Raw genomic sequence first — 25,858 nt, forward strand, 5'->3', positions numbered from 1 at the left:
GTTATTTACTCAGTAGGTCGCAGACGATGGCCTGCAGTTTACGGGTGAGCGGCCCGACCGGCCAGTGTCGCTCCTGCAGTGCCGTTACCGGCCAGATGCCGTAAAGGCTGTTGCAGAGAAAGACTTCGTCCGCGCTCAGCAGTTCGTCGTAGGAAACATCACGCAACTCGATGGACAAACCGAGCAGCTGAGCCTGCTGCAGGATCTCGGCGCGCATCACGCCGGCGACGCCGCAGCGCGACAGGTCCGCGGTCACCAGCCCGCCGCCACGCACCAGAAACAGATTGCTGTAGACCCCTTCGATCACCCGCCCGCTGGCGTCGAGCATCAGGCCCTCGGCGTACTCGGCCCCCTGCCACTCGGCACGGGCCAATACCTGCTCCAGGCGGTTGAGATGCTTGAGTCCGGCAAGCAAGGGCTGCTCTGCCAGGCGGGTCGTACAGGGAAACAGGCGCACGCCCTGCTCGGCGTGGGCTGGAGGATACTGTGGCAACGCCGCGGCCTGCAGAATACGCTGCGGCTGACAGGGCTGTGGCGGCGCATAGCCGCGCTGGCCCGCACCGCGGGTGACGATCAGCTTGGCCACACCCTCGCCCAGTTGCCCGGCAAACGCCTGCAACTCGCTTTCCATCAACACCAGATCGAGAGGAATGGACAGCCGCCGGCAACCTTCGGCCAGGCGCGCCATATGCCGCGCCAGCAAGGGGATGCGCCCGCCACGCACGGCGATGGTCTCGAACAGACCATCGCCGTAAGCCAGGCCACGGTCGCGAACCGACAACTGCTCGCCGGGCGCGCCGTTGACCCAGCTCAGCATCAGCCGTGGTACCGACGGAACAGCAGCGAGCCGTTGGTGCCGCCGAAGCCGAAGGAGTTCGACAGGGCGATCTCGATCGGCATGGCCTTGGCCTGGTGCGCGACGAAGTCCAGGTCGCAGCCTTCGTCCGGCTCGTCCAGGTTGATGGTCGGCGGCGCGACCTGGTCGCGGATCGCCAGCACGCTGAAGATCGCTTCCACCGCACCCGCAGCACCCAGCAGGTGACCGGTCATGGACTTGGTCGAGCTAACCGCCAGCTTGTAGGCGTGATCGCCGAACACGCTCTTCACCGCCGCAGCTTCGGCAATGTCGCCCGCCGGAGTCGAAGTGCCGTGGGCGTTGATGTACTGCACCTGATCGGCATTGATGCCGGCATCGCGCAAGGCTGCCGCCATGCAGCGCGCCGCACCGGCGCCATCCTCGGGCGGCGAGGTCATGTGGAAGGCGTCGCCGCTCATGCCGAAACCGATCAGCTCGGCATAGATGGTGGCGCCACGCGCCTTGGCGTGTTCCAGCTCTTCCAGTACCAGGGCGCCGGAGCCATCGGACAGCACGAAGCCGTCACGGCCCTTGTCCCACGGACGGCTGGCCTTGGTCGGCTCGTCGTTGCGCGTCGACAGCGCACGCGCAGCACCGAAGCCGCCCATGCCCAGACCGCAGGCCGCCATCTCGGCGCCGCCGGCGACCATCACATCGGCTTCGCCATAGGCGATGTTGCGCGCGGCCATGCCGATGCAGTGAGTGCCGGTGGTGCACGCCGTGGCGATGGCGTAGTTCGGCCCCTGCAGCCCCAGGTGGATCGACAGGAAGCCGGAAATCATGTTGATGATCGAGCCCGGCACGAAGAACGGCGAAATGCGCCGCGGCCCCTGCTCGTGCAGCGATTTGCAGTTGTTCTCGATATTGGTCAGGCCGCCGATACCGGAGCCCATGGCCACACCGATACGCTCGCGATTGGCGTCGGTGATGTCCAGTCCGGAATCACGCACGGCCTGGAAGCAGGCAGCGAGACCGTACTGGATGAACAGGTCGAGCTTGCGCGCCTCCTTGGCGGAGAGGTACTCCTCGACGTTGAAACCCTTGACCGACCCGCCAAAACGGGTGGAGTAGGCGGACAGGTCCATGTGCTCGATCAGACCGATGCCACTGCGCCCGGCCAAAATGCCCTGCCAGCTGCTCGGCACATCGTTACCCAGCGGCGACAACATGCCCATACCGGTAACCACGACGCGTCTACGCGACACAGCAATCTCCTCTTGTTCTACTCAGGCGCCACATGCGCCTTGCACGTAAAGAAAAGCCGCACGCCTGATTAGGGAGTGCGGCTTTTCTCGGTCAGAAAGCTGACTGTGACTTATTGCGCGTGGGCAGTCACGTAGTCGATGGCTTCCTGAACGGTGGTGATCTTCTCAGCTTGCTCGTCCGGGATCTCGGTCTCGAATTCCTCCTCGAGAGCCATCACCAGCTCAACGGTGTCAAGAGAGTCGGCACCCAGGTCTTCAACGAAGGAAGCGCTGTTGGTTACTTCCTCTTCCTTGACGCCAAGTTGCTCAGCAACGATTTTCTTGACGCGTTCTTCGATGGTGCTCATACCTTGTTTTCACTCCTATTGGACAAATCCAGGCAGCTGGTAGCGGCCAAGTGTATAGAAAGGGTTTTTAGCATTTCAAGCTGAATGCCGGGGAGCCCCCAGGAACACTTCAACGATCTGTCTATAAACCTGTTGCAGCTTTATAACGGATTTTAGACAGCCACTATGACAGTTTTCTGATGGCTCGCGTCACATTCGAGAACCTCCGGACAGTCGGAGGCGCCCTTTTTAGCTCATGTACATACCGCCGTTCACCGGAATAGTAGCCCCAGTGACGTAGCCTGCGCCATCGGAAGCCAGGAAACCGACGACCTTGGCGATCTCTTCGGCCTGGCCCAGACGGCCCAGCGGAATCTGCGTCAGCAGCGCGTCGCGCTGTGCTTCCGGCAGCTCGCGGGTCATGTCGGTGTCGATGAAACCCGGGGCTACCGAGTTGACGGTAATGCCGCGCGAACCGACTTCACGCGCCAGAGCGCGGCTGAAACCTTCCAGACCGGCCTTGGCGGCAGCGTAGTTGGCCTGTCCGGCATTGCCCATGGCACCAACCACGGAACCGATGTTGATGATCCGGCCGAAGCGCGCCTTGGTCATGCCGCGCAGCACGCCCTTGGACAGGCGATAGAGACTGTTGAGGTTGGTGTCGATGACGTCGAACCACTCGTCGTCTTTCATGCGCAGCATCAGGTTGTCGCGGGTGATACCGGCGTTGTTGACCAGAATGGCCGGCGCACCGAACTGCTCGGCGATAGCACCCAGCACGGCCTCGACGGACTCGGCGCTGGTCACGTTCAGTTCCATGCCGGTACCGCTGATGCCGTGTTCTTTCAGCGTGGCAGCGATGCGCTCGGCACCGGATGCCGAAGTGGCAGTGCCGATGACGATGGCGCCCTGACGGCCCAGCTCCAGAGCAATTGCCTGGCCGATACCACGGCTGGCGCCAGTGACCAGCGCGACCTTACCTTGCAGACTCATGTTCGTTCTCCTTTCTCAAGCCAACGCAGCACGAGCAGCGGCGAAAGCATCGGGGGTATCCAGATTGTGGGTGTTGATGCCTTTGACGCAGCGCTTGTTCAGGCCGCTGAGCACCTTGCCGGGGCCGCACTCGACCAGATCGGTTACGCCCTGCTCGGACAGACGCACCATGGACTCTACCCAGCGAACCGGGCTGTACAGCTGCGCCAGCAGGTCGGCCTTCAGGGTGGCCAGGTCGGACACCACGGCGGCGCTGACGTTCTGCACCAGCGGGATCTGCGGCGCCTGCCAGTTCAATGCCTCGACCGACTCGGCGAAACGCTCGGCAGCAGGCTTCATCAGCGCGCAGTGCGACGGCACGCTGACCGGCAGCGCCATGGCGCGCTTGGCGCCGCGCGCCTTGCACGCCTCGATGGCGCGTTCGACGGCAGCCGCGCTACCGGCGATCACCACCTGACCAGGGGCATTGAAGTTCACCGCACTGACCACATCACCCTGCGCGGCTTCGGCGCAGGCAGCCAGCACGTCGGCATCTTCCAGACCGAGGATGGCGGCCATGCCGCCCTGCCCGGCCGGAACGGCCTGCTGCATCAGTTGACCGCGGCGCTCCACCAGCTTCACGGCGTCGGCGAAGCCGATGCTGCCCGCGGCGACCAGCGCGGAGTACTCACCCAGGCTGTGACCGGCGACGAACGCCGGCTTGGCGCCACCCTCGGCCAGCCACAGACGCCACAGGGCGATGGAGGCGGTGAGGATGGCCGGCTGGGTCTTGTCGGTCTGGTTCAGCTGCTCTTCCGGACCTTGCTGGGTCAACGCCCAGAGATCGTAACCGAGCGCTTCGGAGGCTTCGCCGAAGGTATCGAGCACCAGCTGCTGCTGGGCACCGTGCTCGGCGAGCATGGCCAGGGCTTGCGAACCCTGACCGGGAAAGACGAATGCGAGGGATGCAGACATGAATAAGTCCCTTGAGTCGAAAAACCAACGCCAGGCGAGCCTGGCGCAGCAAACTGACAGTTGGATGACAGGCCGCGTGCCGCGGTCACATTCCGCCGCTGGTCACACCTGAAAACGCGACGAGTCTACAGCAACAAGTCCTCGAGGCGACCATGCAGTCGCTGCGGCAAATTTTCCTGCACCTCGCGCAGCGCACAGCGAATGGCACTCTGGAAGCTCTCCTGACCGGCCGCGCCATGGCTTTTGACCACGATGCCCTGCAGCCCGAGAAAGCTCGCGCCATTGTGCCTGGCCGGCGCCAGGTCGGCCTTGAGGCGGCGCAGCAGCGGCATCGCCAAAGCACCGACCGCCTGGGCGAACAACCCCTCATTGAACAGCGTCTCGACCCGGCCAGTGATCATCTTCGCCAGGCCTTCGCTGGACTTGAGCAGGATGTTGCCGACGAAACCATCGCACACCACGACATCGGCTTCGCCACGGTACACCCCGTCGCCTTCTATATAGCCGATGAAGTTCAGCCCACGTGCCTGCTGCAGCAGGCTGGCGGCCAGCTTGACCTGCTGATTGCCCTTGATGTCTTCGGTGCCGACATTCAGCAGCGCCACGCGCGGCCGAGACACACCCAGCGTCTCGGCCGCGACTGCTCCCATGATCGCGAACTGGTAGAGATGCTCGGCACTGCAGTCGACATTGGCGCCCAGATCCAGCAGGTAGCAGTGGCCACGCTCGGTCGGAATCGGGCTGACCATGGCCGGCCGGTCGATACCCGGCAGCGTCTTGACCACGTAACGCGACAGCGCCATCAGCGCACCGGTATTGCCGGCACTGACGCAGGCATGCGCCTGGCGCTGACGCACCAGTTCCAGCGCCACGCGCATCGAGGCATCGGGCTTGCCGCGCAAGGCCTGAGCCGGGCGCTCGTCCATGGCGATCACTTCGCTGGCGTGATGAACCTGCAGGCGCGAGCGATCGACGCCGGACTGGCGAGCGAGCTGTTCTTCGATAAGAGGGGCTTGGCCGACGAGGGCCAGGTGCAGCGAGGGGAATTCGGCCAGCGCAGAAATGCAGGCCGGAACAATGCAGTGGGGACCGAAGTCCCCACCCATTGCATCAATCGCGATGATCGAGGCGGACAAGGATTACTCGTCAGCGCCCTTGTCGATCACTTTGCGACCGCGGTACACGCCTTCCGGAGAAACGTGGTGGCGCAGGTGAACTTCACCGGTGCTCTTCTCTACGGACAGGGTGCTGGCCTCGAGAGCATCGTGCGAACGACGCATGTCGCGGGCGGAACGGGATTTTTTGTTCTGCTGAACAGCCATAACTCATTAACTCCTAAACGTTTGGGTCACGCTTTAACTGCGCCAATACACTGAACGGGTTGGACCGCGATACCTCGTCCTCGCCCGGCTCGGGCTCATCGAGACCGTCCGGCTGCTGGCAATCACCTGGGGCATGAGCAGGAACGATCGGCAGGGCGAGAAGCAATTCATCCTCGACCAGACCGAGCAGCTCCAGCGGCTCTTCACCCACTTCCAGCACGTCGTAGCCCTTCGGCAAGGACTGAGTGTTCGCTCCAACCCGAACCACGGCGTATTCACATTCGCTGCGGATGGGTAGCGCGACCAGCTCCAGACAACGCTGGCAGACCATTTTGACCTCAACCTCGAGCTCACTGCGGATCACCACAGTTTTCTGCTCGTCACGCCCGAAATGAAATTTCGCCTGCACCGTGCCCGCCGTATCGGCAAGCGGGTCGCAGAGACGCGGCAGGCTGGCCAGCTCGAGCTGCCCTTCGAGGGTAGCTTCGCGGTCGGCGAGCTTGCGCGGATCAACGTGAGGTGGAATCGGCCCATTCAACATAGGCGCAGCATTCTAGGGATGCACCCTGCCCGTGTCAAAGGAAATTCGGCCTGTCTTCAAGCGGTGGCGATCAGTAGAATTCTTCGCCCACTTATATAAAGGAAGAGAACATGCCCGCGCTGCTGCTCGCCTCCAGCTCACCCTATCGCCGCGAGCTGCTCGACCGCCTGCAACTACCCTTTACCTGGCAGTCACCCAGCATCGATGAAAGCCGCCGCGAAGGCGAAGCCGCCATCGACCTGGTCAAACGCCTGGCCGAAGAAAAGGCCCGCGCCCTCGCCAGCAGCCATCCTGACCATTTGATCATTGGCTCGGATCAGGTCGCCGTACTCGACGACGGGCAGATACTGGGCAAACCCCACGACCTGCCAAGAGCCCAGCAGCAGCTGCGCGCCGCCAGTGGCAGCAGCGTCACCTTCCTGACCGGCCTGGCGCTGCTCAACACCAGCAGCGGCAGGTGCCAGGTGGACTGCGTGCCCTTCACCGTGCACTTCCGCCAACTTAGCGACGAGCAGATCCTGCGCTATCTGCAACGCGAGCAGCCATTCGACTGCGCTGGCAGCTTCAAATCGGAAGGCCTGGGCATCAGCCTGTTTCGCAGCACCGAAGGCGAAGACACCACCAGCCTGATCGGCCTGCCACTGATTCGCCTGGTGGACATGCTGCTGAACGAGGGAATCGCAGTCCCTTGAGTCACCCATAAAAAGAAGAAGGCCCGCTCAGCGGGCCTTCCTTTTAACTGTCAGCGCAGCGTCGGCCCCTGGAAGCCCATCCACAACGCAATGCGATCAGCCACGCTGGTACCCAGGCGCTTGGCGAAGCGATCGAACGGCGTGTCTCGCACGGTGAAGTCGACCATCTCCTTCTCGCCAATCACCTCGCGAGCAACGTAACTGGCACTTCCCAGCGCATCGACCAGCCCCAGCTGCAGCGCCTGCTCGCCCGACCAGACCAACCCCGAGAACAGCTCGGGATGCGCATCTGCCTTGAGACGATCACCGCGCCCCTGCTTCACGCTTTCGATGAACTGGCGGTGAGTGGTATCCAGCACCCCTTTCCAGAAGCGGGTTTCCTCTTCCTTCTGCGGCTGGAACGGATCGAGAAACGCCTTGTGCTCACCCGAGGTGTAGACGCGACGCTCGACACCGAGCTTCTCCATGGTTTCGACGAAGCCGAAGCTGGCCGCCGTAACACCGATGGAGCCGACCAGACTGGCCTTGTCCGCGTAGATCTCGTCGGCCGCACTGGCGATGTAGTAGGCCCCGGAAGCGCCTAGATCGGTAATCACCGCGTAGACCTTGATCTGCGGATGCTCGCCGCGCAAGCGGCGAATCTCGTCATAGATATAGCCGGACTGCACCGGACTGCCGCCAGGGCTATTGATACGCAGGATCACACCCTTGGTGTTGGCGTCCTCGAAGGCTGCACGCAGACTGCCTACCACCTTGTCGGCACTGGCCTGCTCCTGATCGGCGATCATCCCGCGAATCTCGATCAGGGCCGTATGCGCACCGGTCGACGCACCCTTCTTCAGATCGAGCGCCGGCAAGAACAGCGCCAACGCCCCGAACAGATAAAGAAACGTCAGCAGCTTGAAGAAAATCCCCCAACGCCGCGAACGACGCTGCTCCTGCACACTGGACAGCAGCGCCTTCTCCAGCAGCTTCCAGCTTTTGGCATCCTCACCCTCGGACTTCGCCGATGACTTCCACTCATCCGACATGTTCACTCACCCCTACAGAACGCTGCGCGCCCCGCCCATCCAGCCAGGCGCGCAGCTCATTGAAATCGTTGATCGCCAGACGCGGCGAACATTCACGCAACACCGACAGCGGCTGCGCACCGAACCCCACGGCAACCGAATCCATCCCGGCATTGCGCGCCATCAGCAGATCGAAGGTAGAATCGCCCACCATCAATGCCCGCTCAGGGTGCACACCGCAATGCGCGAGAATCTCGTGCAGCATACGCGGATCCGGCTTGCTCGCCGTCTCGTCGGCGCAGCGGGTGACATCGAAATAATCCAGCCAGCCCTTGTCCGCCAGCACCCGCTGCAGCCCGTTGCGCCCCTTGCCGGTCGCAACCGCCAGACCATAGCCCTGCTCGCGAAATGCCTCGAGCGACTCCCGCACACCCTCGAACAGCGGCGAAGGCTCGGTTTCCAGAGCCAGATACTGTTCGCTGTAGGCGCGCCGGATGGTTTCGATTCGCAGCGGTTCATCGAGTTCCGGGTACAGCGTACGAATCGCCACTCCCAGCTCCAGCCCAATGATGCCGCGCACCGCGACATCCGTGCAGCGCGGCACGCCCGCCACATCGGCCGCGCGATGCATGGCCTCGACGATACGGCCGATGGAGTCCACCAGCGTGCCGTCCCAGTCGAAGATCAGCAGTTGATAGTCAGGCACTCAGCCGCTCCAGGGTCTTGGCCCACATCTCGTCCACCGGCGCCTCGAGCTTCAGCACGCCGCCCTCAGGCAGCGGCACATGCAACTCGTAGGCGTGCAGGAACAGGCGCTTGCCGCCCAGCTCGCGAATCTCGCGGGTAAAGTCGTCATCGCCGTACTTGGAGTCGCCGGCGATGCAGTGCCCGGCATGCTTGGCGTGCACACGAATCTGATGGGTGCGACCGGTCACCGGCTTGGCCTCGACCAGCGTGGCGAAGTCGCCGAAGCGGCGCAGCACGCGAAACAGCGTCAGCGCCTCCTTGCCCTCGCCGTCAACCTCGACCATGCGCTCGCCGGAGCGCAGGTTACTCTTCTGCAGCGGCGCGTTGACCTGCTTCTTGGCGGTCGCCCAGTGGCCGCGAACCAGCGCCATGTAGCGTTTGTCCACGCCGTCGCCGCGCAATGCCTCGTGCAGGTGACGCAGCATGCTGCGCTTCTTGGCGATCATCAAAAGGCCGGACGTGTCGCGATCCAGGCGGTGCACCAGCTCCAGATCCTTGGCATCGGGACGCAACTGACGGAAGGCCTCGATCACCCCGTAATTCAGGCCGCTGCCGCCGTGCACGGCGATGCCGGCCGGCTTGTTCAGCACGATCAGTGCCTTGTCTTCGTAGACGATGGCCGCCTCGAGCCGCTCGAGCAGCCCCTGGGCGACCGGCTCGGGCTCGTCGCGCTCGGCCAGGCGCAACGGCGGCACGCGCACGATGTCACCGGCCTGCAGCTTGTACTCGGGCTTGATCCGACCCTTGTTCACCCGCACCTCGCCTTTGCGCAGAATGCGGTAAATCAGGGTCTTGGGCACGCCCTTGAGCTGTGTCCTGAGGAAATTGTCGATGCGTTGGCCGGCGAAATCCGGTGCAACCTCGATCAGCTGGACGCCGGAGGTTGGAGAGGCGGGAGTAGTCATCGCGCAATCATAACAATTTTTTATGGAATTGAAGCACTTAATCATTACTGCTATAGTCGCGAACGCCGCCAAAAGCGGCCTGGCTTGTGGATGATCGCCAAACTTGCCATCCCCTGCCCGCGCAAACCTTTTTGGACGTGAGGCCGTCCGACGGATTCTTCGGCTTGGAAAGCCGCAAAAGGCCACGAAGACTTCGGAAATAAAGCCTTGAGTATGATGCGCGATTCGCCCGCTGGGCGGTCGCGGTAACTGACAACCGCTGCGGAATCCGCGCGCGGCACCCGATTTTCAGCGATACGTGTAGGGTGGAGATGTACAACTGTCGGACTGCGCAGCATATCGCTTGATCAAAGACGCCTCATCTCGTCCGCTACCGCCAGTTGATTCCTCCTCCTGACTGAGTGCTTTCTGTCACCACAGCAAGCAGGAGACGTCCGTCGCGACCGCAGCCTCTGATGGCAGGCCGTCGCTCGACAGTGGAACGACTTACGACCGTTTCTGACGCGCCTGACACCGACCCTGAGAGTCGTGTGTGCCTAACGTGGCTTCCGCTAGCCCCGGAACCCATTGGTACCACATGAAAAGAATGCTAATTAACGCGACTCAGCCTGAAGAGTTGCGTGTTGCCCTGGTAGATGGCCAAAAACTCTACGATCTGGACATCGAGTCCGGCGCCCGCGAACAGAAGAAGGCCAATATCTACAAAGGCCGCATCACCCGCGTAGAACCCAGCCTCGAAGCCGCCTTCGTCGACTTCGGCTCAGAACGCCACGGCTTCCTCCCCCTCAAAGAAATCTCCCGCGAATACTTCTCCAAAGCCCCTGAAGGCGGCCGCATCAATATCAAGGACGTGCTCAAGGAAGGCCAGGAAGTCATCGTCCAGGTCGAGAAGGAAGAGCGCGGCAACAAGGGCGCAGCCCTGACCACCTTTATCAGCCTGGCCGGCCGTTACCTGGTGCTGATGCCGAACAACCCGCGTGCCGGTGGCATCTCCCGCCGCATCGAAGGCGAAGAGCGCAACGAACTGCGCGAGGCGCTGAACGGCCTCAACGCTCCGGCCGACATGGGCCTGATCGTGCGCACCGCAGGCCTGGGCCGCTCCAGCGAAGAAATGCAGTGGGACCTTGACTACCTGCTGCAGCTGTGGAGCGCGATCAAGGAAGCCTCCACCAGCCGCCCTGCCCCGTTCCTGATCTACCAGGAATCCAACGTCATCATCCGCGCCATCCGCGACTACCTGCGCCAGGACATCGGCGAAGTGCTGGTCGACAGTGTCGAAGCCCAGGAAGAAGCCCTGAGCTTCATCCAGCAGGTGATGCCGCAGTACGCCAGCAAGATCAAGCTGTACGAAGACAGCGTGCCGCTGTTCAACCGTTTCCAGATCGAAAGCCAGATCGAAACCGCCTTCCAGCGTGAAGTGAAGCTGCCGTCCGGCGGCTCCATCGTCATCGACCCGACCGAAGCCCTGGTTTCCATCGATATCAACTCGGCGCGCGCCACCAAGGGCAGCGACATCGAGGAAACCGCCCTGCAGACCAACCTGGAAGCGGCCGAGGAAATCGCCCGCCAGCTGCGCCTGCGCGACATCGGCGGCCTGATCGTCATCGACTTCATCGACATGACCCCGGCCAAGAACCAGCGCGCCGTCGAAGAGAAGGTGCGTGAAGCCCTGGAAGCCGACCGCGCCCGCGTGCAGGTCGGCCGCATCTCGCGCTTCGGCCTGCTGGAAATGTCCCGTCAGCGCCTGCGCCCGTCCCTGGGCGAGACCAGCGGCATCGTCTGCCCGCGCTGCAACGGCCAAGGCATCATCCGTGACGTCGAATCCCTGTCGCTGGCCATCCTGCGCCTGATCGAAGAAGAAGCGCTGAAGGATCGCACCGCCGAAGTCCGCGCCCAGGTGCCGATCCCGGTCGCCGCCTTCCTGCTCAACGAGAAGCGCAACTCGATCACCAAGATCGAACTGCGTACCCGTGCGCGCATCGTGATCCTGCCCAACGATCACCTGGAAACCCCGCATTTCGAAGTGCAGCGTCTGCGTGACGACAGCCCGGAAGCCCTGAGCGGCCAGACCAGCTACGAAATCGCCGCCACCGCGGAAAACGAAGAAGCTGCCGCTCATCCGGCCGCCGCCACGCGCACCCTGGTTCGCCAGGAAGCCGCGATCAAGGCTGCGCCGCGCAGCAGCGCTCCGGTCGCCGCAGAGCCGCAACCGGCTCCGCTGACTCCGACCAAGGCACCTGAGCCGAGCCTGTTCAAGGGCCTGGTGAAGTCCCTGGTCAGCCTCTTCGCCGGCAAGGAAGAAGAAGCCCAGCCTGCGGTCACCGAGAAGAAGAACAACGAGCGTCCGCCGCGCGAAGAGCGCCGCAACGGTCGTCAGCAGAGCCGTAACCGTGGCGGTCGCCGCGATGACGAGCGCAAGCCCCGCGAAGAACGCGCCCCGCGTGAAGAGCGTCAGGCCCGTGAGCCGCGTGAAGAGCGCCAACCGCGCGAAGAGCGTGCTCCGCGTGAAGAACGCGCCCCACGCGAGCCGCGCGAAGGCCAGGAAAACCGTCGCGAGCGCAAACCGCGCGAAGAGCGTGCCCCGCGTGAAGAGCGCGTACGTGAACTGCGCGAGCCGCTGGATGCTGCTGGCAACGAGCAACGCGAAGAGCGTACCGAGCGTCAGCCGCGTGCCGAGCGCCAGGAACGTCAGCGTCCGCCGCGCGAAGAGCGCCAGCCGCGTGCCGAGCAGGCCGAGGCCCTACAGGACGAAGCGCTGCCGAACGAAGAGCAGCTGCAGGATGACGAGCAGGACAACAATGACGGTGAGCGCCCGCGCCGCCGCTCCCGTGGTCAGCGTCGTCGCAGCAACCGCCGTGAGCGTCAGCGTGATGCCGATGGCAACCTGATCGAGAGCGCCGAGAACAGCGAAGCTGCCGGTAACGACGCTCAGGCCGTCACCCCGGTTGCCGTGGCTACTGCCGCCGCCGTGATTGCAGAAAGCGTCGACAGCAGCGAGAACGTCGCCAGCGAGGCTCCGGTCAGCGAAGCCCCGGCCGTCGAAGCACCGTCTGTTCAGGTTGAAGAAGCCCCTGCTGCTCAACCGGTCGAGGCGCAAGCCGAGGCTGCTGTGAGTGAAGTGGTCGAAGCCGCTCCGATCACAGAGAAAGCAGTTGAGGCAGAACCGGCCGCAGTCGAAACCCCTGCTGCCGTTGAAGCGCTAGTTACCGAACCGGTCGCTCAAGCTGAGCCGACTGTCGAAGTTGCCCAGGAGCCTGCTCCGGCACCGGTCGAGCAAGCACCTGCTGCCGCAGCGGTTCCGGCCAATGCCACTGGCCGCGCCCCGAACGACCCGCGCGAAGTGCGTCGTCGTCAGCGTGAAGCCGAGCGCCTGGCGCGCGAAGCAGCCGAAGCGGCTGCCGCTGCTCCGGCTGTCGAAGCCGCTCCTGCCGTGGAAGCAAGCGCCCCGGCAGAAGCCGAAGCCGCCGTGGTCGAAACAGCGCCTGTAGCCGAGCCGGTCACTGAAGCGCAAGCTGATCCGATCGCCAGCGAGCAAGAGGCGGGCGAAGCGGTAGAGCCGGCGCAGCCTGAGGCTGAGCCGCAAGACGACAAGGAAGAGGTCAAACCTCAGGTTTGATTCTTCCGGCGCTAACGAAAAAGGGGATGCCTAGGCATCCCCTTTTTCATGTCCATCACATTTAGCCCGGATGCAATCCGGGAACGACAGTCACCGGATCACGCACGGCTCACAGCTCAAAGTACGTTGGGTTCGATTTCCAGCGCTACGCCAAAACGCTGCAGGATATCGCTCTGGATGCGCTGCGCCAGCTGCAGCAACTGCGCCCCCGTCGCTTGGCCGTAGTTGACCAGCACCAGCGCCTGCAGGCGGTGCACGCCGGCATCACCCTCGCGCGCCCCCTTCCACCCTGCCCGCTCGATCAGCCAGCCGGCGGCCAGCTTGACCAGACCATCACCCGCCGGATAGCTGACCAGATCGGCATGCTCGGCACGGATGCGCTCGGCCAGCTCGAACGACACCACCGGGTTCTTGAAGAAACTGCCGGCATTGCCCAGCTCGGCGGGATTGGGCAGCTTTTCGCTGCGAATGGCGCAGATGGCCTGGCTGACGTCGCTGGCGGTCGGCGCCTCCACGCCCATCTCGGCGAGACGCTGGCGCACCGGGCCGTAGTCCAGGCGCAGCGAAGCCAGGCGACTCAAGCGAAAGCGCACGCGCAGGATCAGCCAGCGCCCGGCTTCGCGCTTGAACAGGCTGTCGCGATAGGCGAAGGCGCATTCCTCCAGAGCAAAATCGCGCAGCTCGCCGGTATGCCGATCCAGCGCAGTCAGGCCGGCGAACAGATCCTTGATCTCCACACCGTAGGCGCCGATGTTCTGCATCGGCGCCGCGCCGACGGTGCCGGGAATCAGGCTGAGGTTTTCCAGGCCGTTCAGGCCCTGCGCCAGGCTCCACTGCACGAACGGATGCCAGGGCTCGCCGGCTTCGGCCTCCACCAGCACCTGCTCGCCATCCTCTTCGACAATGCGAATGCCGCGACTGGCCATGCGCAGCACCAGCGCCTCGACATCGCGGGTCAGCAGCAGGTTGCTGCCACCGCCGATCACCAGCAGCGGCAAGCCCTGCTGCTCGGCCAGGCTCAGCGCCTCGCGCACATCGTCATCGTTGTGGGCTTCAGCGAAACACTTTGCGTGTACATCGACGCCAAAGCTGTTGAAGGCCTTGAGCGAAACGTCGCTCTGCAGATTCAGGCTCACAGGCGCCCCTTGATCTCGTTGAGCAGGGCGTCGCTGGCCTGCTCGATCAGGTCCAGCACCTGCTCGAAGCCTTCCTCGCCGCCGTAGTACGGGTCGGGCACCTCATCCAGCGCTAGTTCATAACGGCGCAGGTACAGATCCAGATCGGCGCGGGCATCGGCCGGGCGCAGCGCCTTGAGGTTGCGCAAATTGCTCTGATCCATGGCCAGGATCAGGTCGAAGCGCTGGAAATCGGCGGCCTCGACCTGGCGCGCGCGCTGCGCGGACAGATCATAGCCACGGCGCAGCGCCGCCTGGCGCGTGCGACTGTCCGGCGCCTTGCCGACATGCCAGTCGCCGGTGCCGGCGGAATCCACCTGCACCCGGTCGTCCAGCCCTGCCGCACGCAGCTTGTGACGGAAAACGCCTTCAGCCGTGGGCGAACGGCAGATGTTGCCCAGACAAACGAACAGGACCTTCATCAGGCCCCCAGCAGGCGGCGCACCCGCTCCAGGTCTTCGGCGGTATCGACACCGGCGGCCGGTGCTTCTAGGGCATCGGCGACATGGATACGCACACCGTTGTACAGCGCACGCAGCTGCTCCAGGCACTCGGTGTCTTCCAGCCAGCAAGGGCCCCAGGCGACGAAGTCATGCAGGAAGCCCGCGCGGTACGCGTAGATGCCGATATGGCGGCGATAAGGCACGCCGGCCGGCAGCACATCGCGGCTCTTGGCAAAGGCGTCGCGCGCCCAGGCCAGTGGTGCACGGCTGAAGGTCAGGGCCAGACCGCTCTTGTCGGCCACCACCTTGACCACATTGGGATTGAATAGCGCGGTGACGTCTTCGATGGGCTCGGCCAGGGTGGCGATACCGGCCTGCGGGTTGGCCGCCAGATTGGCCGCCACCTGATCGATGATCGATGGGGGAATCAGCGGCTCGTCACCCTGCACGTTGACCACGATGGCATCGGCCGCCAGGCCGAGCTGGGTGGCCACTTCGGCGAGACGGTCGGTGCCGGAGTTATGATCCTCGCGGGTCAGCAGCACCTCGGCGCCGAAGACCTTGCAGGCCTCGACGATGCGCGCATCGTCGGTGGCGACCACCACGCGGCTGGCCGAACTTTTCTTCGCCTGCTCCCAGACGTGCTGCACCATGGGCTTGCCGGCGATGTCCTGCAGCGGTTTGCCGGGCAGGCGGGTGGAGGCGTAACGGGCGGGAATGACGACGGTGAAGGCTGCGCTCATTTACTTGTCCAGACGCTCGTCGGTGGTCAAAGTGCGCGCTTCGCTTTCCAGCATCACCGGGATGCCATCGCGAATCGGATAGGCCACACCGGCACCCCTGCTGATCAGTTCGGTCTTGTCTTCGGAGAGCTGCAGCGGGCCCTTGCAGATCGGGCAGGCGAGAATGTCGAGCAGTTTAAGGTCCATGGTGGAATCCTTGCTGGGGTCATCAGGACCCCGGTATGAGGCGGGCCAGCTCCTTGTCCAGCCAGTCGACGAAAGCCGGCGTGGGCACGGCATCGACGGCCAGGTACCACCAGTCGGCGGCGGCGAAGGCCCGGCATTTCACCGCATCCTTTTCCGTCATCAGCAGGGGCAGCGGCGGCTCGAAGCTGAGCTGGGCGGCATCGTACTGGGCATGGTCGGCAAAGGGGTGCGGAACCGGCCGCCAGTTTAGCGCTTCGAGGGTATTGAAGAAACGCTGCGGGTTGCCGATGCCGGCCACCGCATGCACGGCCTGGCCGGGCGGGAAGTGCTCGAGGCCGAGACGCTCGCCACTGGCCAGGTTGACCAACGCGGACGGTTGCAGGCGAAAGGCGTAACCCTCGGCACTATCGGTGTCGGCGCCGTTGAACAGCACGGCGTCCACCTCAGCCAGACGCTCGGCCGGCTCGCGCAGCGGCCCGGCCGGCAGGCAGCGGCGATTGCCCAGGCCGCGGGCGGCGTCGATCAGCACCAGCTCCAGATCGCGCGCCAAACGGTAGTGCTGCAGGCCATCGTCGCAGAGGATCAGGTCCAGTGGTTCTTCGGCCAGCAGTGCGCGCACGGCGCGGCTGCGGTCCGGGTCGATCATCAGGGGCACGCCCGTCCGCTGGACGATCAGCAGCGGCTCGTCACCGGCCTGTGCGGCCGATTGATCGGCACGCACGCGCCACGGCAGGCTCGGCGGCGTGGCGCCATAGCCGCGGCTGACCACGCCGACCTTGAGGCCACGAGCGCGGCAGTGCTGGATCAGAAAGAGGATCAGCGGCGTCTTGCCGGTGCCGCCGACGGTGATGTTGCCCACCACCAGTACCGGTACCGGCGCCCTGTAGATGTCGCCCTCGCCGGCGAGAAAACGCGCGCGCTTGCCCTGCACCACGCGGCGGTACAGCCACTCCAGCGGGTGCAGCAGCGCCAGCGCCGGGTGGCCGCGGTACCAGGCCTCGAGCAGGCGATCGGCGGCGCTCACTTAAGGATTTTCCTGTGCTTCCACCGTGGTGATGCGCAGGTGCGAGAAGCCCAGCTTGCCGGCGGCGTCCATGGCGGTGATCACCGCCTGGTGCGGCGTCTTGCCGTCGGCGCTGATGATCAGCGGCAGGCTGTTGTCGCCGTCGGACTCCTTCTGCAGGGCAGCCATGAGGTTGCTCAGGTTGCTCTCCAGCAGCGCCTTGCCGTTGACCGAAAACGCGCCATCGGCACCGATCAGCACCTCCACCTGCTTGAGCTCGGTCTGCTCCGGCGGCGTGCCGCTGGCCGCCTCGGGCAGGTCGACCTTGAGCTGAGTCTCGCGGGTGAAGGTGGTGGTGACCACGAAGAACAGCAGCAGGATGAATACCACGTCGATCAACGAGGCCAGGTTGATCTCGACGTTCTCCCGCGGTTTGCGCCGGAATTTCACGCCTTGCCCTCGCCCAGGTCGACGTCGCGATCACCCTGGACCATTTCCACCAGCTTGATCGCTTCCTGCTCCATGCCCACCACCAGCTCGTCGACACGGCGCTGCAGGTAGCGATGGAAGAACAGCGCCGGGATCGCCACCATCAGACCGGCCGCGGTGGTGATCAGAGCCTTGGAGATACCGCCGGCGAGCATTGGCGCGTTGGCCATGCCCGAGCCCATGAAGGAGCTGAAGATCTCGATCATGCCCAGCACGGTGCCGAGCAGGCCGAGCAGCGGGGCGATACCGGCGATGGTGCCGAGGGCATTGAGGTAGCGTTCCAGCTCATGGATGACGCGCGCGGCGGCCTCCTCGATGCACTCCTTCATGATCTCGCGACCATGCTTGGAGTTGGCCAGGCCGGCGGCGAGAATCTGCCCCAGCGGCGAATGCTCGCGCAGCTCCTTGAGCTTCTGGTTGTTGAGTTTCTTGTCCTTGATCCAGCGCCACACCTGGGCCAGCAGATTGGCCGGGGTGACGCGGGCGGGCCGCAGGGTCCACAGGCGCTCGGCGACGATGCCGGCAGCAGCGATGGAACAGAGAATGATCGGCAGCATCATCCAGCCGCCAGCTTTGACCAGTTCCCACACGGTAGAGAATCCCCCTCGAAAAAGTGGCGCCACTCTAGCATAGGGTGCCGCCCTCGCCGACCGCCGCCGTTCTCATTTTTCCCGCCAGAAACGTGCCTGGCTTCGCAACCCCTGCGCTTGTCCCTGGGCGCCCAGCAGCACACGCAGGGCGCCGGTCGCCGAACTGTCGTGCACCTGGACACCGGCGGCCTGATAACGCTGCAGCACCTGGGGGTGCGGATGACCGAAATTGTTATGGCGACCACGGGCGATCAGCACATGCTCGGGCGCCACCGCCTCGATGAAGCGCTGGCTGGATGAGCTGCGACTGCCATGGTGCGGCGCCAGCAACCAGCGCGCCGCCAGGGGGAAATCCGTCTGCAGCAGGGCCTGCTCGGCGCGAGCGTCGATATCGCCGGTCAGCAGCAGGCGCTCGCCCCCGGCCTCGACCAGCAAGACACAGGAGGCCTGATTGCCCGAGACGGCCCGTTCCCACTGCCAGGTTCTGAAGTCGACGCCGTTCCACTGCCAGCTCTGGCCCGAGTCGCAAGGCTCCGACTGCACGCGATGCGCCAGGCGCTGCGGCTCGCCACTGACCACTCGCGCGACCGGCATGCCGGCGAGGATGGCGGCCGCGCCACCGGCATGATCGTTATCGGCGTGACTGAGTAGAAGTATGTCGAGGCGCGGCAGATTCAATGCCCGGAGCGACGGTAGAACGATGCGCTCGCCGCTGTCGAAGTCGCCGAAACGCGGGCCGGCATCGTACAGCAGGGCGTGCTCGCGGGTACGCACCAGCACCGACAGGCCCTGCCCCACGTCCAGCAGCCAGACCTCGGCGTGCCCCTCCTGCGGTGCCGTCGACGGGAGAAACAGGGCCGGCAGCAGCAGCGCCACACCCGGCAAACGCAATGCGATGCCGGCGGGCAGGAGCAGCAGCAACGCGCCAGCCAAGGCCAGCAGCCAAGCCCACAGCGGCAGACGGCTGGGCAACCAGGCCGGCAGCCAATCGGCGATGCGCCCGAGCAATTCGAACAGCACATGCAGCGAGCCACCCGCCAACCACAGCAGGCCCTCGCCCACACCCGGCACGGGCAACAGCAGGGTACCGAGCAAGGCCAGGGGCACCGTCACGAAGCCCACCCAGGGCACGGCAAGCAGATTGGCCAGCGGCCCGCTGCTGCTCACCGGCAAGCCGAGGATCAGCATCATCGGCAGCAGACCGATAGCCATGGTCCATTGCGCACGCGTCAGACCGCGCCACCAGTTCCACACGCCGAGCCGACCGCCGAACACCAGGATCAGCACCGCCACCGCCGAGAACGACAGCCAGAAGCCGGGCTGTAGCGAAGCCAATGGTTCCAGCAGCAGGACGACCAGCAAGGCCAGCAACAGCGGCCACCAGGCGCCGAGATGACGAAAGCGCAGGCGCCAGAGCAGCACCAGCGCGACCATCACGCAGGCCCGGCGTACCGGCACCTCGAAGCCGGCCAGCATGCCGTAGGCCAGCGCGCCAGCAAGCGCCAGGGCGCAGGCGACAGGCAACCAGGGCCAGCGCCGCGGCCAGGCCCCCAACTTCGCCAGCAGGGCCACCAGACCATAGAGAAAGCCCGCCAGCAGGGCGATATGCTGACCGGAGATGACCATCAGATGCACCGTGCCGGTGTGCTGCAGCAGGCGCCAGTCGGCCGTGCTCAAGCCGGAGCCGTCGCCCAGCACGAGCGCCGCCAGCCCACCCTCGCGGCCGAAGGCAGGTGCCGCCAGCAGCCGTTGGCGCAGGCCGTCGCGCCAACTGCCCAGGCCACTGGCGGGCGCCAAGCGTTCACCGGCCTTGATGGTACCGGTGGCGCCGATTCGCCGCGCCAGCAACCAGGCCTCGTAGTCGAAGCTCTGTGGATTGACCAGCCCGTGCGGACGCTTGAGATTGACTGCCAGACGCCAGCGCTCGCCGCCGCGCACTTCCGGTCCGCCATACCAGGCCAGACGCAGCCGCCCAGGCAGCTCGGCGCGACGCGAATGGGCCTCCTCCAGCTGGAAACGCACCACCCCTGCGGAGACCTCCGGCAAGCCGACGACGCGCCCTTCCAGCCACAGGGTGCGGCCGTCCAGCTCTTCGTCAAGACGATCATCCAGCGCCCATTGCGCGGAGCAGCAGGCCCAGGCCAGGCCGAGCAGAAACAGACCGACGGGGTACAGCCGCGAGAACAGCAGCGACAGGCCGAGAATGGCCGCCACGGCCAGCATCCAGCCCGCTGGCAAACCGGGCAGAAAGCGCAGCGTCAACAGGCCCAAGGCCAGCGCCAACATCCCTGTGCGCATCGTCACTCCCTCGCTTGGTGGTCACGGTGAACGCATCCGGCGCTCACCTCCAGTCACAATATGAAAAGGCCGGCTGTCATGAATCCGTGCATAATACGGGCGCTTTTTGCCTGCCCAGAGACTCTTCATGCCGCGTCGTTTATTTAAGCGCTACATGCCCAATCCCGACAGCATCAAGGGTAACAAGTCCCTGCGCTTTCTCGGCAAACTGATCCACGATCCCAATCTCTGGCACCTCAATCGCCACTCGGTAGCCCGCGGCATGGCCATCGGCCTGTTCTGGGCGATGATTCCCATGCCCATGCAGATGCTGGCCGCCGCCGCGGTCGCCATTCCGCTGCGCGCCAATCTGCCGATTTCCATCGGCCTGGTATGGCTGACCAACCCCATCACCATGCCGCCGATCTTCTACTGCACCTACAAGCTCGGCGCCTGGCTGAGCAATACGCCACCGATGCGCATGCCGGGGCATCTGAGCCTGGAATGGATCACGGCCGAACTCGCCGTGCTGTGGAAGCCGCTGCTGCTCGGCTCGTTCGTCGCCGGCGTGGTGCTGGCCATTCTCGGCTACGTGCTGACCATGCTGTACTGGCGCTGGTGGGTACAGCGCAGCTGGCGCAGACGCCAGGAGCGGCGCCGCCAGGTTGGTCACTGAAACAAAAAAGCCGTCGGATTCGACGGCTTTTTCTTTCTACTCGTAACGCAGCGCCTCGGCGGGCTGCACCTGTGCCGCCCGCCAGGAGGGGTACAGCGTGGCGAGGAAACTCAGGATCAACGCCGCCGAGCAGATCAGCGCCACGTCGAGCCATTGCAGGTCCGACGGCAGGCTGCTGATGAAGTAGACGTCGGAGCTCAGCACCTGCTGGCCGGCGAAGGACTCCAGCCAGGCCACCAGCGCGCTGACGTTGAGCGCGGCGAGCACGCCCAGCAAGGTGCCGATAAGCGTACCGACCACGCCGATCACCGTGCCCTGCACCATGAAGATGGCCATGATCTGCCGCGGCGTGGCGCCGAGGGTGCGCAGGATGGCGATATCGCCGCCCTTGTCGGCCACTACCATGATCAGCGTGGCGATGATGTTGAACGCCGCCACGGCGACGATCAGCAGCAGCAGCAGACCGATCATGGTCTTTTCCATCTTCATCGCGCTGAACAGGCTGCCCTGGGTGTGGGTCCAGTCATCGGCGCGATAATCGGCACCCAGCTGAGCCAGCAGCGCCTTGGACACCTGCGGCGCCTGGTACAAGTCTTTGAGCGCCAGGCGAATGCCCGGCACCGTGCCTTCCGGCAGACGCTGCATGGCGGCGGCGTCGACGACGTTGATCAGCGCCAGCGAGCTGTCCAGTTCGGCGCCCACCTTGAATACCGCCGCCACGTTCAGGCGCTGCATGCGCGGGGTGACGCCGCCAGGCGCATTGCTCAGCTCGGGGATGATCAGCGTCAGCTTGTCGCCCACCTGCAGGCCGAAGCGGCGTGCGGTGATGTCGCCGATCACCACGCCATACTCGCCGGGCAGCAGGTTGTTCAGGCTGCCCTGGTGGATGTGCTCGGGCAGGATTGACACCTTGCCCTCCTCCGCCGGATCGATGCCGTGGATCTGGATCGGCTGCATCAGCCCGCGGTGCGAGAGCATGCCCTCCAGCTCGGCGTAGGGCGCCGCGGCGTGCACCTGCGGATTGGCCAGAGCCTTGTCCGCCAGGGCGCGCCAGTCGGCGACCGGCTCGGCACCGTAGAGCATGGCGTGCGGCACCATGCCGAGAATCCGCGAGCTCATTTCCTTCTGGAAGCCGTTCATCACCGACAGCACCACGATCATTGCCAGCACGCCGAGCGCCAGGCCGATCATCGAAGTCAGCGAGATGAAGGAGATGAAATGGTTGCGGCGCTTGGCCCGGGTATAGCGGGCGCCAATGAAGACACTCAGCGGACGGAACATCAGATGGCCACCAGCTTGCCGTCCTGCAGACTGAGCATGCGATCCATCTGCCGTGCCAGCTGCAGGTCATGGGTCACCACCAGGAAGGCGGTGTTGGAGCCCTCACTGAGTTCGCGCATCAGTTCCTGGATGCCCTCGGCGGTGTGTTGATCGAGGTTACCGGTGGGCTCGTCGAGCAGCACCAGACCGGGACGGTTGACCAGGGCGCGGGCGATGGCCACGCGCTGACGCTCGCCACCGGAGAGCTCGGCCGGCTTGTGATTGAGGCGATGGCCCAGGCCCACCCGCTGCAACAGCGCAGTGGCCCGCTCGCGCGCCTCGGCAATCGGCGTCTTGCCGATCAGCAGCGGCATGCAGGCGTTCTCCAGCGCGGTGAATTCGGCCAGCAGGTGGTGGAACTGGTAGACGAAGCCCAGCGCACGGTTGCGCAGCAGGCCACGGGCGCTCTCGCTCAGCGCCGACAGCTGCTCGCCGGCCAGCCAGACGCTGCCCTCGCTGGGCGTATCCAGGCCGCCTAGCATGTTCAAAAGGGTGCTCTTGCCGGAACCGGAGCTGCCGACGATGGCCACTCGCTCGCCGGCGAACAGCTCCAGTTCCAGACCATCGAGCACCACCACCGACTCGGGGCCCTCGTCGTAACGCTTGCTCAGGTTGCGGCAACTGAGCACGGCATTGTGCTGTTTCATGGCGTTCTGGTTCATGGACTCACTCATAGCGCAGGGCCTCGGCTGGCTGGGTGCGCGCGGCGCGCCAGGCCGGATACAGGGTGGCGAAGAAACTCAGCAGCAGCGCCGCGGTACAGACCATCACCACGTCGGCGCTCTGCAGTTGCGAAGGCAGGTAATCGATGAAGTACACATCGGCATTGAGAAACTTGATGCCCAAAAGGCGCTCGATACCGGCGATCAGGCCGCTGATGTTCAGCGCGGCGAGAATTCCCAGCACGGCGCCGATGAAGGTGCCGACCACGCCGATCACGGTGCCCTGCACCATGAAGATGGCCATGATCTGTCGCGGCGTGGCGCCGAGCGTGCGCAGGATGGCGATGTCGCCCTTCTTGTCAGTGACCACCATCACCAGGGTGGAGATGATGTTGAAGGCGGCGACGGCGACGATCAGCAGCAGCAGCAGACCGATCATGGTCTTCTCCATGCGAATGGCCTGATAGAGGTTGCCGTGGCTGCGCGTCCAGTCACGGGCATAGAAGTCGCCATCAAGGGTCTGGGCGATTTCCCAGGCGCTGCGCGGCGCCTGGAACAGGTCGTCGAACTTCAGGCGCAGGCCCTGCACCTGATCCGGCCGCCAGCGCTGCAGCCGGGCCAGATCGCTGATGTTGGCCAGGGCCAGGGCGCCGTCGATCTCGCCGGCACCGACATGGAAGATGCCGGTGACGGTAAAGCGCTTCAGGCGCGGGAACATGCCGGCCGGCGTCACCGTGACTTCCGGGGCGACGAAGGTGACCTTGTCGCCCAGCTTCAGGCCCAGCTTGGCCGCCGCCTTGTCGCCGATGACCATGGCGAAATCGCCAGGCTGCAGGCTGTCGAGGCTGCCTTCCTGAAAGAAGCCGTCGATGATCGATACCTTGCGCTCCTGCTCGGGATCGATGGCGTTGATCAGTACCTTCTGCACCTTGCCTTCATGGGTCAGCAGCCCCTGCATCTGGGTGAAAGGCGCCAGCGCCTCGACGCGAGGATGGCGCTCGACCTGACGCGCCAGGGCGGGCCAGTCGCTGACCGGGGTGGGCGACTCGACGGTGGCGTGAGGAATCATCCCCAGCACGCGGGTACGCATCTCGTGGTCGAAACCGTTCATGACCGACAGCACCAGAATCATCACCATCACCCCCAGGGTGAGGCCGAGCATGGAAGTCAGGGAAATGAAGGAAACGAAGTGGTTTCGGCGCTTGGCCCGCGTGTAGCGCGTGCCGATGAATACGAACAGAGGTCTGAACATGTCGGGGAGGATTCGGAGAAAGAGGAACGTCCTTGTGGCGGGGCCCGGCCGGCAGCCTTACACTCTGACCAACACTGCTGCCATGGGTTCGCCATGTCGACACACGATGTAGATGATCGCCGCGAATACTATCGTATCGACGATACGATAGCACTGGAATTCAGCCTGCTAGCGGGCGCCGAAGCCCATGCCAGCGACGCGCTTCACGACCCTTCGCCGCTGTTCAACTTGCTCAGCGACCTGCACCTGATGGACTTCGAGTCGCAGCATCTGCTGCGCCATATCAGTGAACGCGACCGTACGCTGGCCAACTACCTGAAGGTGATCAACAAGCGCATCGATCTGCTCGGCCAGGCCGTGGCGCAGAGCCTGCTGCGCGACATCGGCGCGCCGCGCCAGGTGTCGCTGTCCGAGGGCGGCATCAGCTTCAACCACGGCCAGGCCGTGGCGCCCGGCAGCCACCTGGCGATCAAGATGGTGCTGATGCCGCAGGCCCTCGGCCTGCTGCTGCGTGCCCAGGTGGTGCATTGCAGCCAGCGCGCCGACGGCCAGTTCGAGATCGGCACCGAGTTCGAAGCGTTGACCGACGCACAGCGCCAGTTGCTGGCTCGGCATATCCTGCAGAAGCAGGCTCTGGAGCGTCGCCAGGCCCGCGCATGACAGTTGCCAAGGAATCGCCATGTATCGTCTCGCCCTGCTACTCGCCCTGCTCGCCCCTGCCTCAGTGCTCGCCGACACCCTGACCATTCCCCTGGGCAGCCAGGGGGCCGATCTCGATAGCCGCAACCTGCCGCACAAGGGCGAGTCCAAGCGTTCGGTACTCGAGCGCTTCGGCCTGGCCGACGAGGAGCACAAGCCAGTCGGTCAGCCACCGATCACGCGCTGGGACTACCGCGAGTTCAGCGTCTATTTCGAATACGATCACGTGATCAACAGCGTGCGCCATCACCGGCCACGCCACCTCGACCCCGTCAAGGAGCAACAGTGACCCTCATCTACGGCCATCGCGGCGCCAAGGGCGAAGCCCCGGAAAACACCCTGGCCAGCTTCCAGCGCTGCCTGGAACACGGCGTCAATCGCTGCGAGCTGGATCTGCATCTGTCGCGCGACGGCGAACTGATGGTGATCCACGACCCGACGCTCAAGCGCACCACCGGCCTGCGCGGCAAGGTGGTCGAGCACGAGGCCGCCGAACTGGTGAAGTACGATGCGCGCAAGGGCGGCCCCGGCTGGGTGCGCCCCTGCCCCATCCCGCGCCTGGAGGAGCTGTTCGAGCAATGCCGCTTCGAGCACTGGCAGCTGGAGGTCAAGAGCGCCTCCAAGGTGCGCGCCGCGCGTACCGTGCTGGCCATCGCCGAACTGGCCGAACGCTTCAGCCTGCGTGAGCAGGTCACCATCACCTCCAGTTCGCGCGAAGTACTCAAGGCCGCGCGCGAGCTGACCCCGCAACTGCAGCTGGGCCTGGTGGCCGAATACGCCTGGCTCGACCCGCTGAAGGTGGCCGCCCATTACGACTGCCACCTGCTCGCCCTGAACTGGACGCTGTGCACCCCGGAGCGCCTGCTCAAGGCGCAGAAACAGGGGCTGCACGTGTCGGTGTGGACGGTCAACGAGCCGGCGCTAATGCGTCGCCTGGCCGACTTCGGTGTCGACAGCATCATCACCGACTTCCCCGGCATAGCGGTGCAGACGCTACGCGGCTGAGCCTTAACACCCTCTCCCCCAGCCCCTCTCCCGCAAGCGGGAGAGGGGAGCAAGCCAGAGCAGCCCGCCGCGTATCCGGGAGCTGGAGCGAGGATATCCCCGGATTGCATCCGGGCTACGAACACAGCACCCAACAACGACAAAACCGGCCAATGGCCGGTTTTGTCCTTT

28 protein-coding genes are annotated in these 25,858 nt (G+C 64.7%); 6 read left to right on the plus strand and 22 right to left on the minus strand.

Features of this window, described 5'->3' with window-relative positions; genetic code table 11:
* Nucleotide 1 precedes the first annotated feature (1 nt).
* The 8 genes from pabC to L1F06_RS16290 all read right to left on the minus strand — a co-directional run bounded on the left by pabC (nt 2) and on the right by L1F06_RS16290 (nt 6,197).
* Nucleotides 2-817, minus strand: a complete 816-nt coding sequence (pabC, locus tag L1F06_RS16255) for an aminodeoxychorismate lyase (RefSeq protein WP_129484156.1) — start codon at nt 815-817, stop codon at nt 2-4.
* On the minus strand, nt 817-2,061 hold the full coding sequence (gene fabF / locus L1F06_RS16260; protein WP_012018160.1) for a beta-ketoacyl-ACP synthase II: 1,245 nt from the start codon (nt 2,059-2,061) through the stop codon (nt 817-819). Before fabF ends, pabC begins: the two co-directional genes overlap by 1 nt.
* Before the next feature lie 110 nt (nt 2,062-2,171).
* Nucleotides 2,172-2,408, minus strand: coding sequence for an acyl carrier protein (gene acpP, locus L1F06_RS16265; RefSeq protein ID WP_003245177.1), 237 nt, complete (start codon nt 2,406-2,408; stop codon nt 2,172-2,174).
* Nucleotides 2,409-2,636: 228 nt separating this feature from the next.
* Complete coding sequence (gene fabG / locus L1F06_RS16270) at nt 2,637-3,380, minus strand: 3-oxoacyl-ACP reductase FabG (RefSeq protein ID WP_013714817.1); 744 nt, start codon at nt 3,378-3,380, stop codon at nt 2,637-2,639.
* A 15-nt stretch (nt 3,381-3,395) separates the two neighbouring features.
* Nucleotides 3,396-4,334, minus strand: coding sequence for an ACP S-malonyltransferase (gene fabD, locus L1F06_RS16275; RefSeq protein WP_129481435.1), 939 nt, complete (start codon nt 4,332-4,334; stop codon nt 3,396-3,398).
* Between the two features lie 125 nt (nt 4,335-4,459).
* Nucleotides 4,460-5,470 carry a phosphate acyltransferase PlsX gene (gene plsX, locus L1F06_RS16280; protein WP_129481436.1) on the minus strand — a complete coding sequence of 337 codons (1,011 nt, stop codon included), beginning with the start codon at nt 5,468-5,470 and terminating at the stop codon, nt 4,460-4,462.
* 3 nt (nt 5,471-5,473) lie between these two features.
* Nucleotides 5,474-5,656: a 50S ribosomal protein L32 gene (rpmF, locus tag L1F06_RS16285; RefSeq protein ID WP_003245185.1), complete on the minus strand. Its 183-nt coding sequence runs from the start codon at nt 5,654-5,656 to the stop codon at nt 5,474-5,476.
* A gap of 13 nt (nt 5,657-5,669) precedes the next feature.
* The gene (locus tag L1F06_RS16290; RefSeq protein WP_003245186.1) at nt 5,670-6,197 is read right to left on the minus strand and encodes a YceD family protein; all 528 of its coding nucleotides are present in this window, start codon (nt 6,195-6,197) and stop codon (nt 5,670-5,672) included.
* A gap of 110 nt (nt 6,198-6,307) precedes the next feature.
* Here L1F06_RS16290 and L1F06_RS16295 point away from each other — a divergent pair, with 110 nt between their 5' ends.
* Nucleotides 6,308-6,889 carry a Maf family protein gene (locus tag L1F06_RS16295; RefSeq protein WP_129481437.1) on the plus strand — a complete coding sequence of 194 codons (582 nt, stop codon included), beginning with the start codon at nt 6,308-6,310 and terminating at the stop codon, nt 6,887-6,889.
* Nucleotides 6,890-6,939: 50 nt separating this feature from the next.
* On the opposite strand, the gene sppA is transcribed toward L1F06_RS16295, so the two are convergent.
* Genes sppA through rluC form a run of 3 tightly spaced genes read right to left on the minus strand, consistent with a single transcriptional unit; the run spans nt 6,940 to nt 9,551 of the window.
* Entirely contained in the window at nt 6,940-7,920 is a 981-nt protein-coding gene (gene sppA, locus L1F06_RS16300) for a signal peptide peptidase SppA (RefSeq protein ID WP_003245191.1), read from the minus strand.
* Nucleotides 7,910-8,605, minus strand: a complete 696-nt coding sequence (locus L1F06_RS16305) for an HAD-IA family hydrolase (protein ID WP_129481438.1) — start codon at nt 8,603-8,605, stop codon at nt 7,910-7,912. The genes sppA and L1F06_RS16305 overlap by 11 nt, the downstream gene beginning before the upstream one ends.
* Nucleotides 8,598-9,551 carry a 23S rRNA pseudouridine(955/2504/2580) synthase RluC gene (gene rluC / locus L1F06_RS16310; protein ID WP_129481439.1) on the minus strand — a complete coding sequence of 318 codons (954 nt, stop codon included), beginning with the start codon at nt 9,549-9,551 and terminating at the stop codon, nt 8,598-8,600. The genes L1F06_RS16305 and rluC overlap by 8 nt, the downstream gene beginning before the upstream one ends.
* Nucleotides 9,552-10,128: 577 nt before the next feature.
* Here rluC and rne point away from each other — a divergent pair.
* A complete protein-coding gene (rne, locus tag L1F06_RS16315) occupies nt 10,129-13,167 on the plus strand; it encodes a ribonuclease E (protein WP_129481440.1) in 3,039 nt (1,012 codons plus the stop codon).
* A 116-nt stretch (nt 13,168-13,283) separates the two neighbouring features.
* Here rne and murB read toward each other — a convergent pair whose 3' ends face one another.
* From murB to L1F06_RS16355, 8 genes are all read right to left on the minus strand, one after another.
* Nucleotides 13,284-14,303, minus strand: a complete 1,020-nt coding sequence (gene murB / locus L1F06_RS16320; protein WP_129481441.1) for a UDP-N-acetylmuramate dehydrogenase — start codon at nt 14,301-14,303, stop codon at nt 13,284-13,286.
* A complete protein-coding gene (locus L1F06_RS16325; RefSeq protein WP_003245200.1) occupies nt 14,300-14,764 on the minus strand; it encodes a low molecular weight protein-tyrosine-phosphatase in 465 nt (154 codons plus the stop codon). Before L1F06_RS16325 ends, murB begins: the two co-directional genes overlap by 4 nt.
* Nucleotides 14,764-15,528 carry a 3-deoxy-manno-octulosonate cytidylyltransferase gene (gene kdsB, locus L1F06_RS16330; protein WP_129481442.1) on the minus strand — a complete coding sequence of 255 codons (765 nt, stop codon included), beginning with the start codon at nt 15,526-15,528 and terminating at the stop codon, nt 14,764-14,766. Before kdsB ends, L1F06_RS16325 begins: the two co-directional genes overlap by 1 nt.
* A complete protein-coding gene (locus L1F06_RS16335) occupies nt 15,529-15,714 on the minus strand; it encodes a Trm112 family protein (protein WP_129481443.1) in 186 nt (61 codons plus the stop codon). It lies immediately after the preceding gene.
* Nucleotides 15,715-15,736: 22 nt separating this feature from the next.
* Entirely contained in the window at nt 15,737-16,738 is a 1,002-nt protein-coding gene (gene lpxK / locus L1F06_RS16340) for a tetraacyldisaccharide 4'-kinase (RefSeq protein WP_129481444.1), read from the minus strand.
* Nucleotides 16,739-17,167, minus strand: coding sequence for an ExbD/TolR family protein (locus L1F06_RS16345; RefSeq protein ID WP_003245210.1), 429 nt, complete (start codon nt 17,165-17,167; stop codon nt 16,739-16,741).
* A complete protein-coding gene (locus tag L1F06_RS16350) occupies nt 17,164-17,796 on the minus strand; it encodes a MotA/TolQ/ExbB proton channel family protein (protein WP_003245211.1) in 633 nt (210 codons plus the stop codon). Before L1F06_RS16350 ends, L1F06_RS16345 begins: the two co-directional genes overlap by 4 nt.
* Before the next feature lie 72 nt (nt 17,797-17,868).
* On the minus strand, nt 17,869-20,082 hold the full coding sequence (locus tag L1F06_RS16355) for a DNA internalization-related competence protein ComEC/Rec2 (RefSeq protein WP_129481815.1): 2,214 nt from the start codon (nt 20,080-20,082) through the stop codon (nt 17,869-17,871).
* Between the two features lie 139 nt (nt 20,083-20,221).
* Here L1F06_RS16355 and L1F06_RS16360 point away from each other — a divergent pair, with 139 nt between their 5' ends.
* Nucleotides 20,222-20,749: a DUF2062 domain-containing protein gene (locus L1F06_RS16360; protein ID WP_129481445.1), complete on the plus strand. Its 528-nt coding sequence runs from the start codon at nt 20,222-20,224 to the stop codon at nt 20,747-20,749.
* 36 nt (nt 20,750-20,785) lie between these two features.
* Here the strand turns inward: L1F06_RS16360 and L1F06_RS16365 are convergent, their stop codons facing one another.
* The 3 genes from L1F06_RS16365 to L1F06_RS16375 are packed head-to-tail and all read right to left on the minus strand — an operon-like array spanning nt 20,786 to nt 23,983.
* Entirely contained in the window at nt 20,786-22,030 is a 1,245-nt protein-coding gene (locus tag L1F06_RS16365) for a lipoprotein-releasing ABC transporter permease subunit (protein ID WP_129481446.1), read from the minus strand.
* Nucleotides 22,030-22,731, minus strand: a complete 702-nt coding sequence (gene lolD, locus L1F06_RS16370) for a lipoprotein-releasing ABC transporter ATP-binding protein LolD (protein ID WP_003245217.1) — start codon at nt 22,729-22,731, stop codon at nt 22,030-22,032. Before lolD ends, L1F06_RS16365 begins: the two co-directional genes overlap by 1 nt.
* 4 nt (nt 22,732-22,735) lie before the next feature.
* Entirely contained in the window at nt 22,736-23,983 is a 1,248-nt protein-coding gene (locus L1F06_RS16375; RefSeq protein ID WP_003245219.1) for a lipoprotein-releasing ABC transporter permease subunit, read from the minus strand.
* A 93-nt stretch (nt 23,984-24,076) separates the two neighbouring features.
* Here L1F06_RS16375 and L1F06_RS16380 point away from each other — a divergent pair, with 93 nt between their 5' ends.
* From L1F06_RS16380 to L1F06_RS16390, 3 genes are read left to right on the plus strand one after another with little or no spacing between them, the layout of a single operon-like run.
* Nucleotides 24,077-24,643: a PilZ domain-containing protein gene (locus L1F06_RS16380; RefSeq protein WP_129481447.1), complete on the plus strand. Its 567-nt coding sequence runs from the start codon at nt 24,077-24,079 to the stop codon at nt 24,641-24,643.
* Nucleotides 24,644-24,662: 19 nt separating this feature from the next.
* Entirely contained in the window at nt 24,663-24,971 is a 309-nt protein-coding gene (locus L1F06_RS16385) for a hypothetical protein (protein WP_003245222.1), read from the plus strand.
* Nucleotides 24,968-25,687 (plus strand): glycerophosphodiester phosphodiesterase, encoded by a 720-nt coding sequence (locus tag L1F06_RS16390; protein WP_129481448.1) that lies wholly within the window; start codon nt 24,968-24,970, stop codon nt 25,685-25,687. Before L1F06_RS16385 ends, L1F06_RS16390 begins: the two co-directional genes overlap by 4 nt.
* Nucleotides 25,688-25,858: the final 171 nt, after the last annotated feature.

The organism is Pseudomonas hydrolytica, from assembly GCF_021495345.1.
Classification (GTDB): domain Bacteria; phylum Pseudomonadota; class Gammaproteobacteria; order Pseudomonadales; family Pseudomonadaceae; genus Aquipseudomonas; species Aquipseudomonas hydrolytica.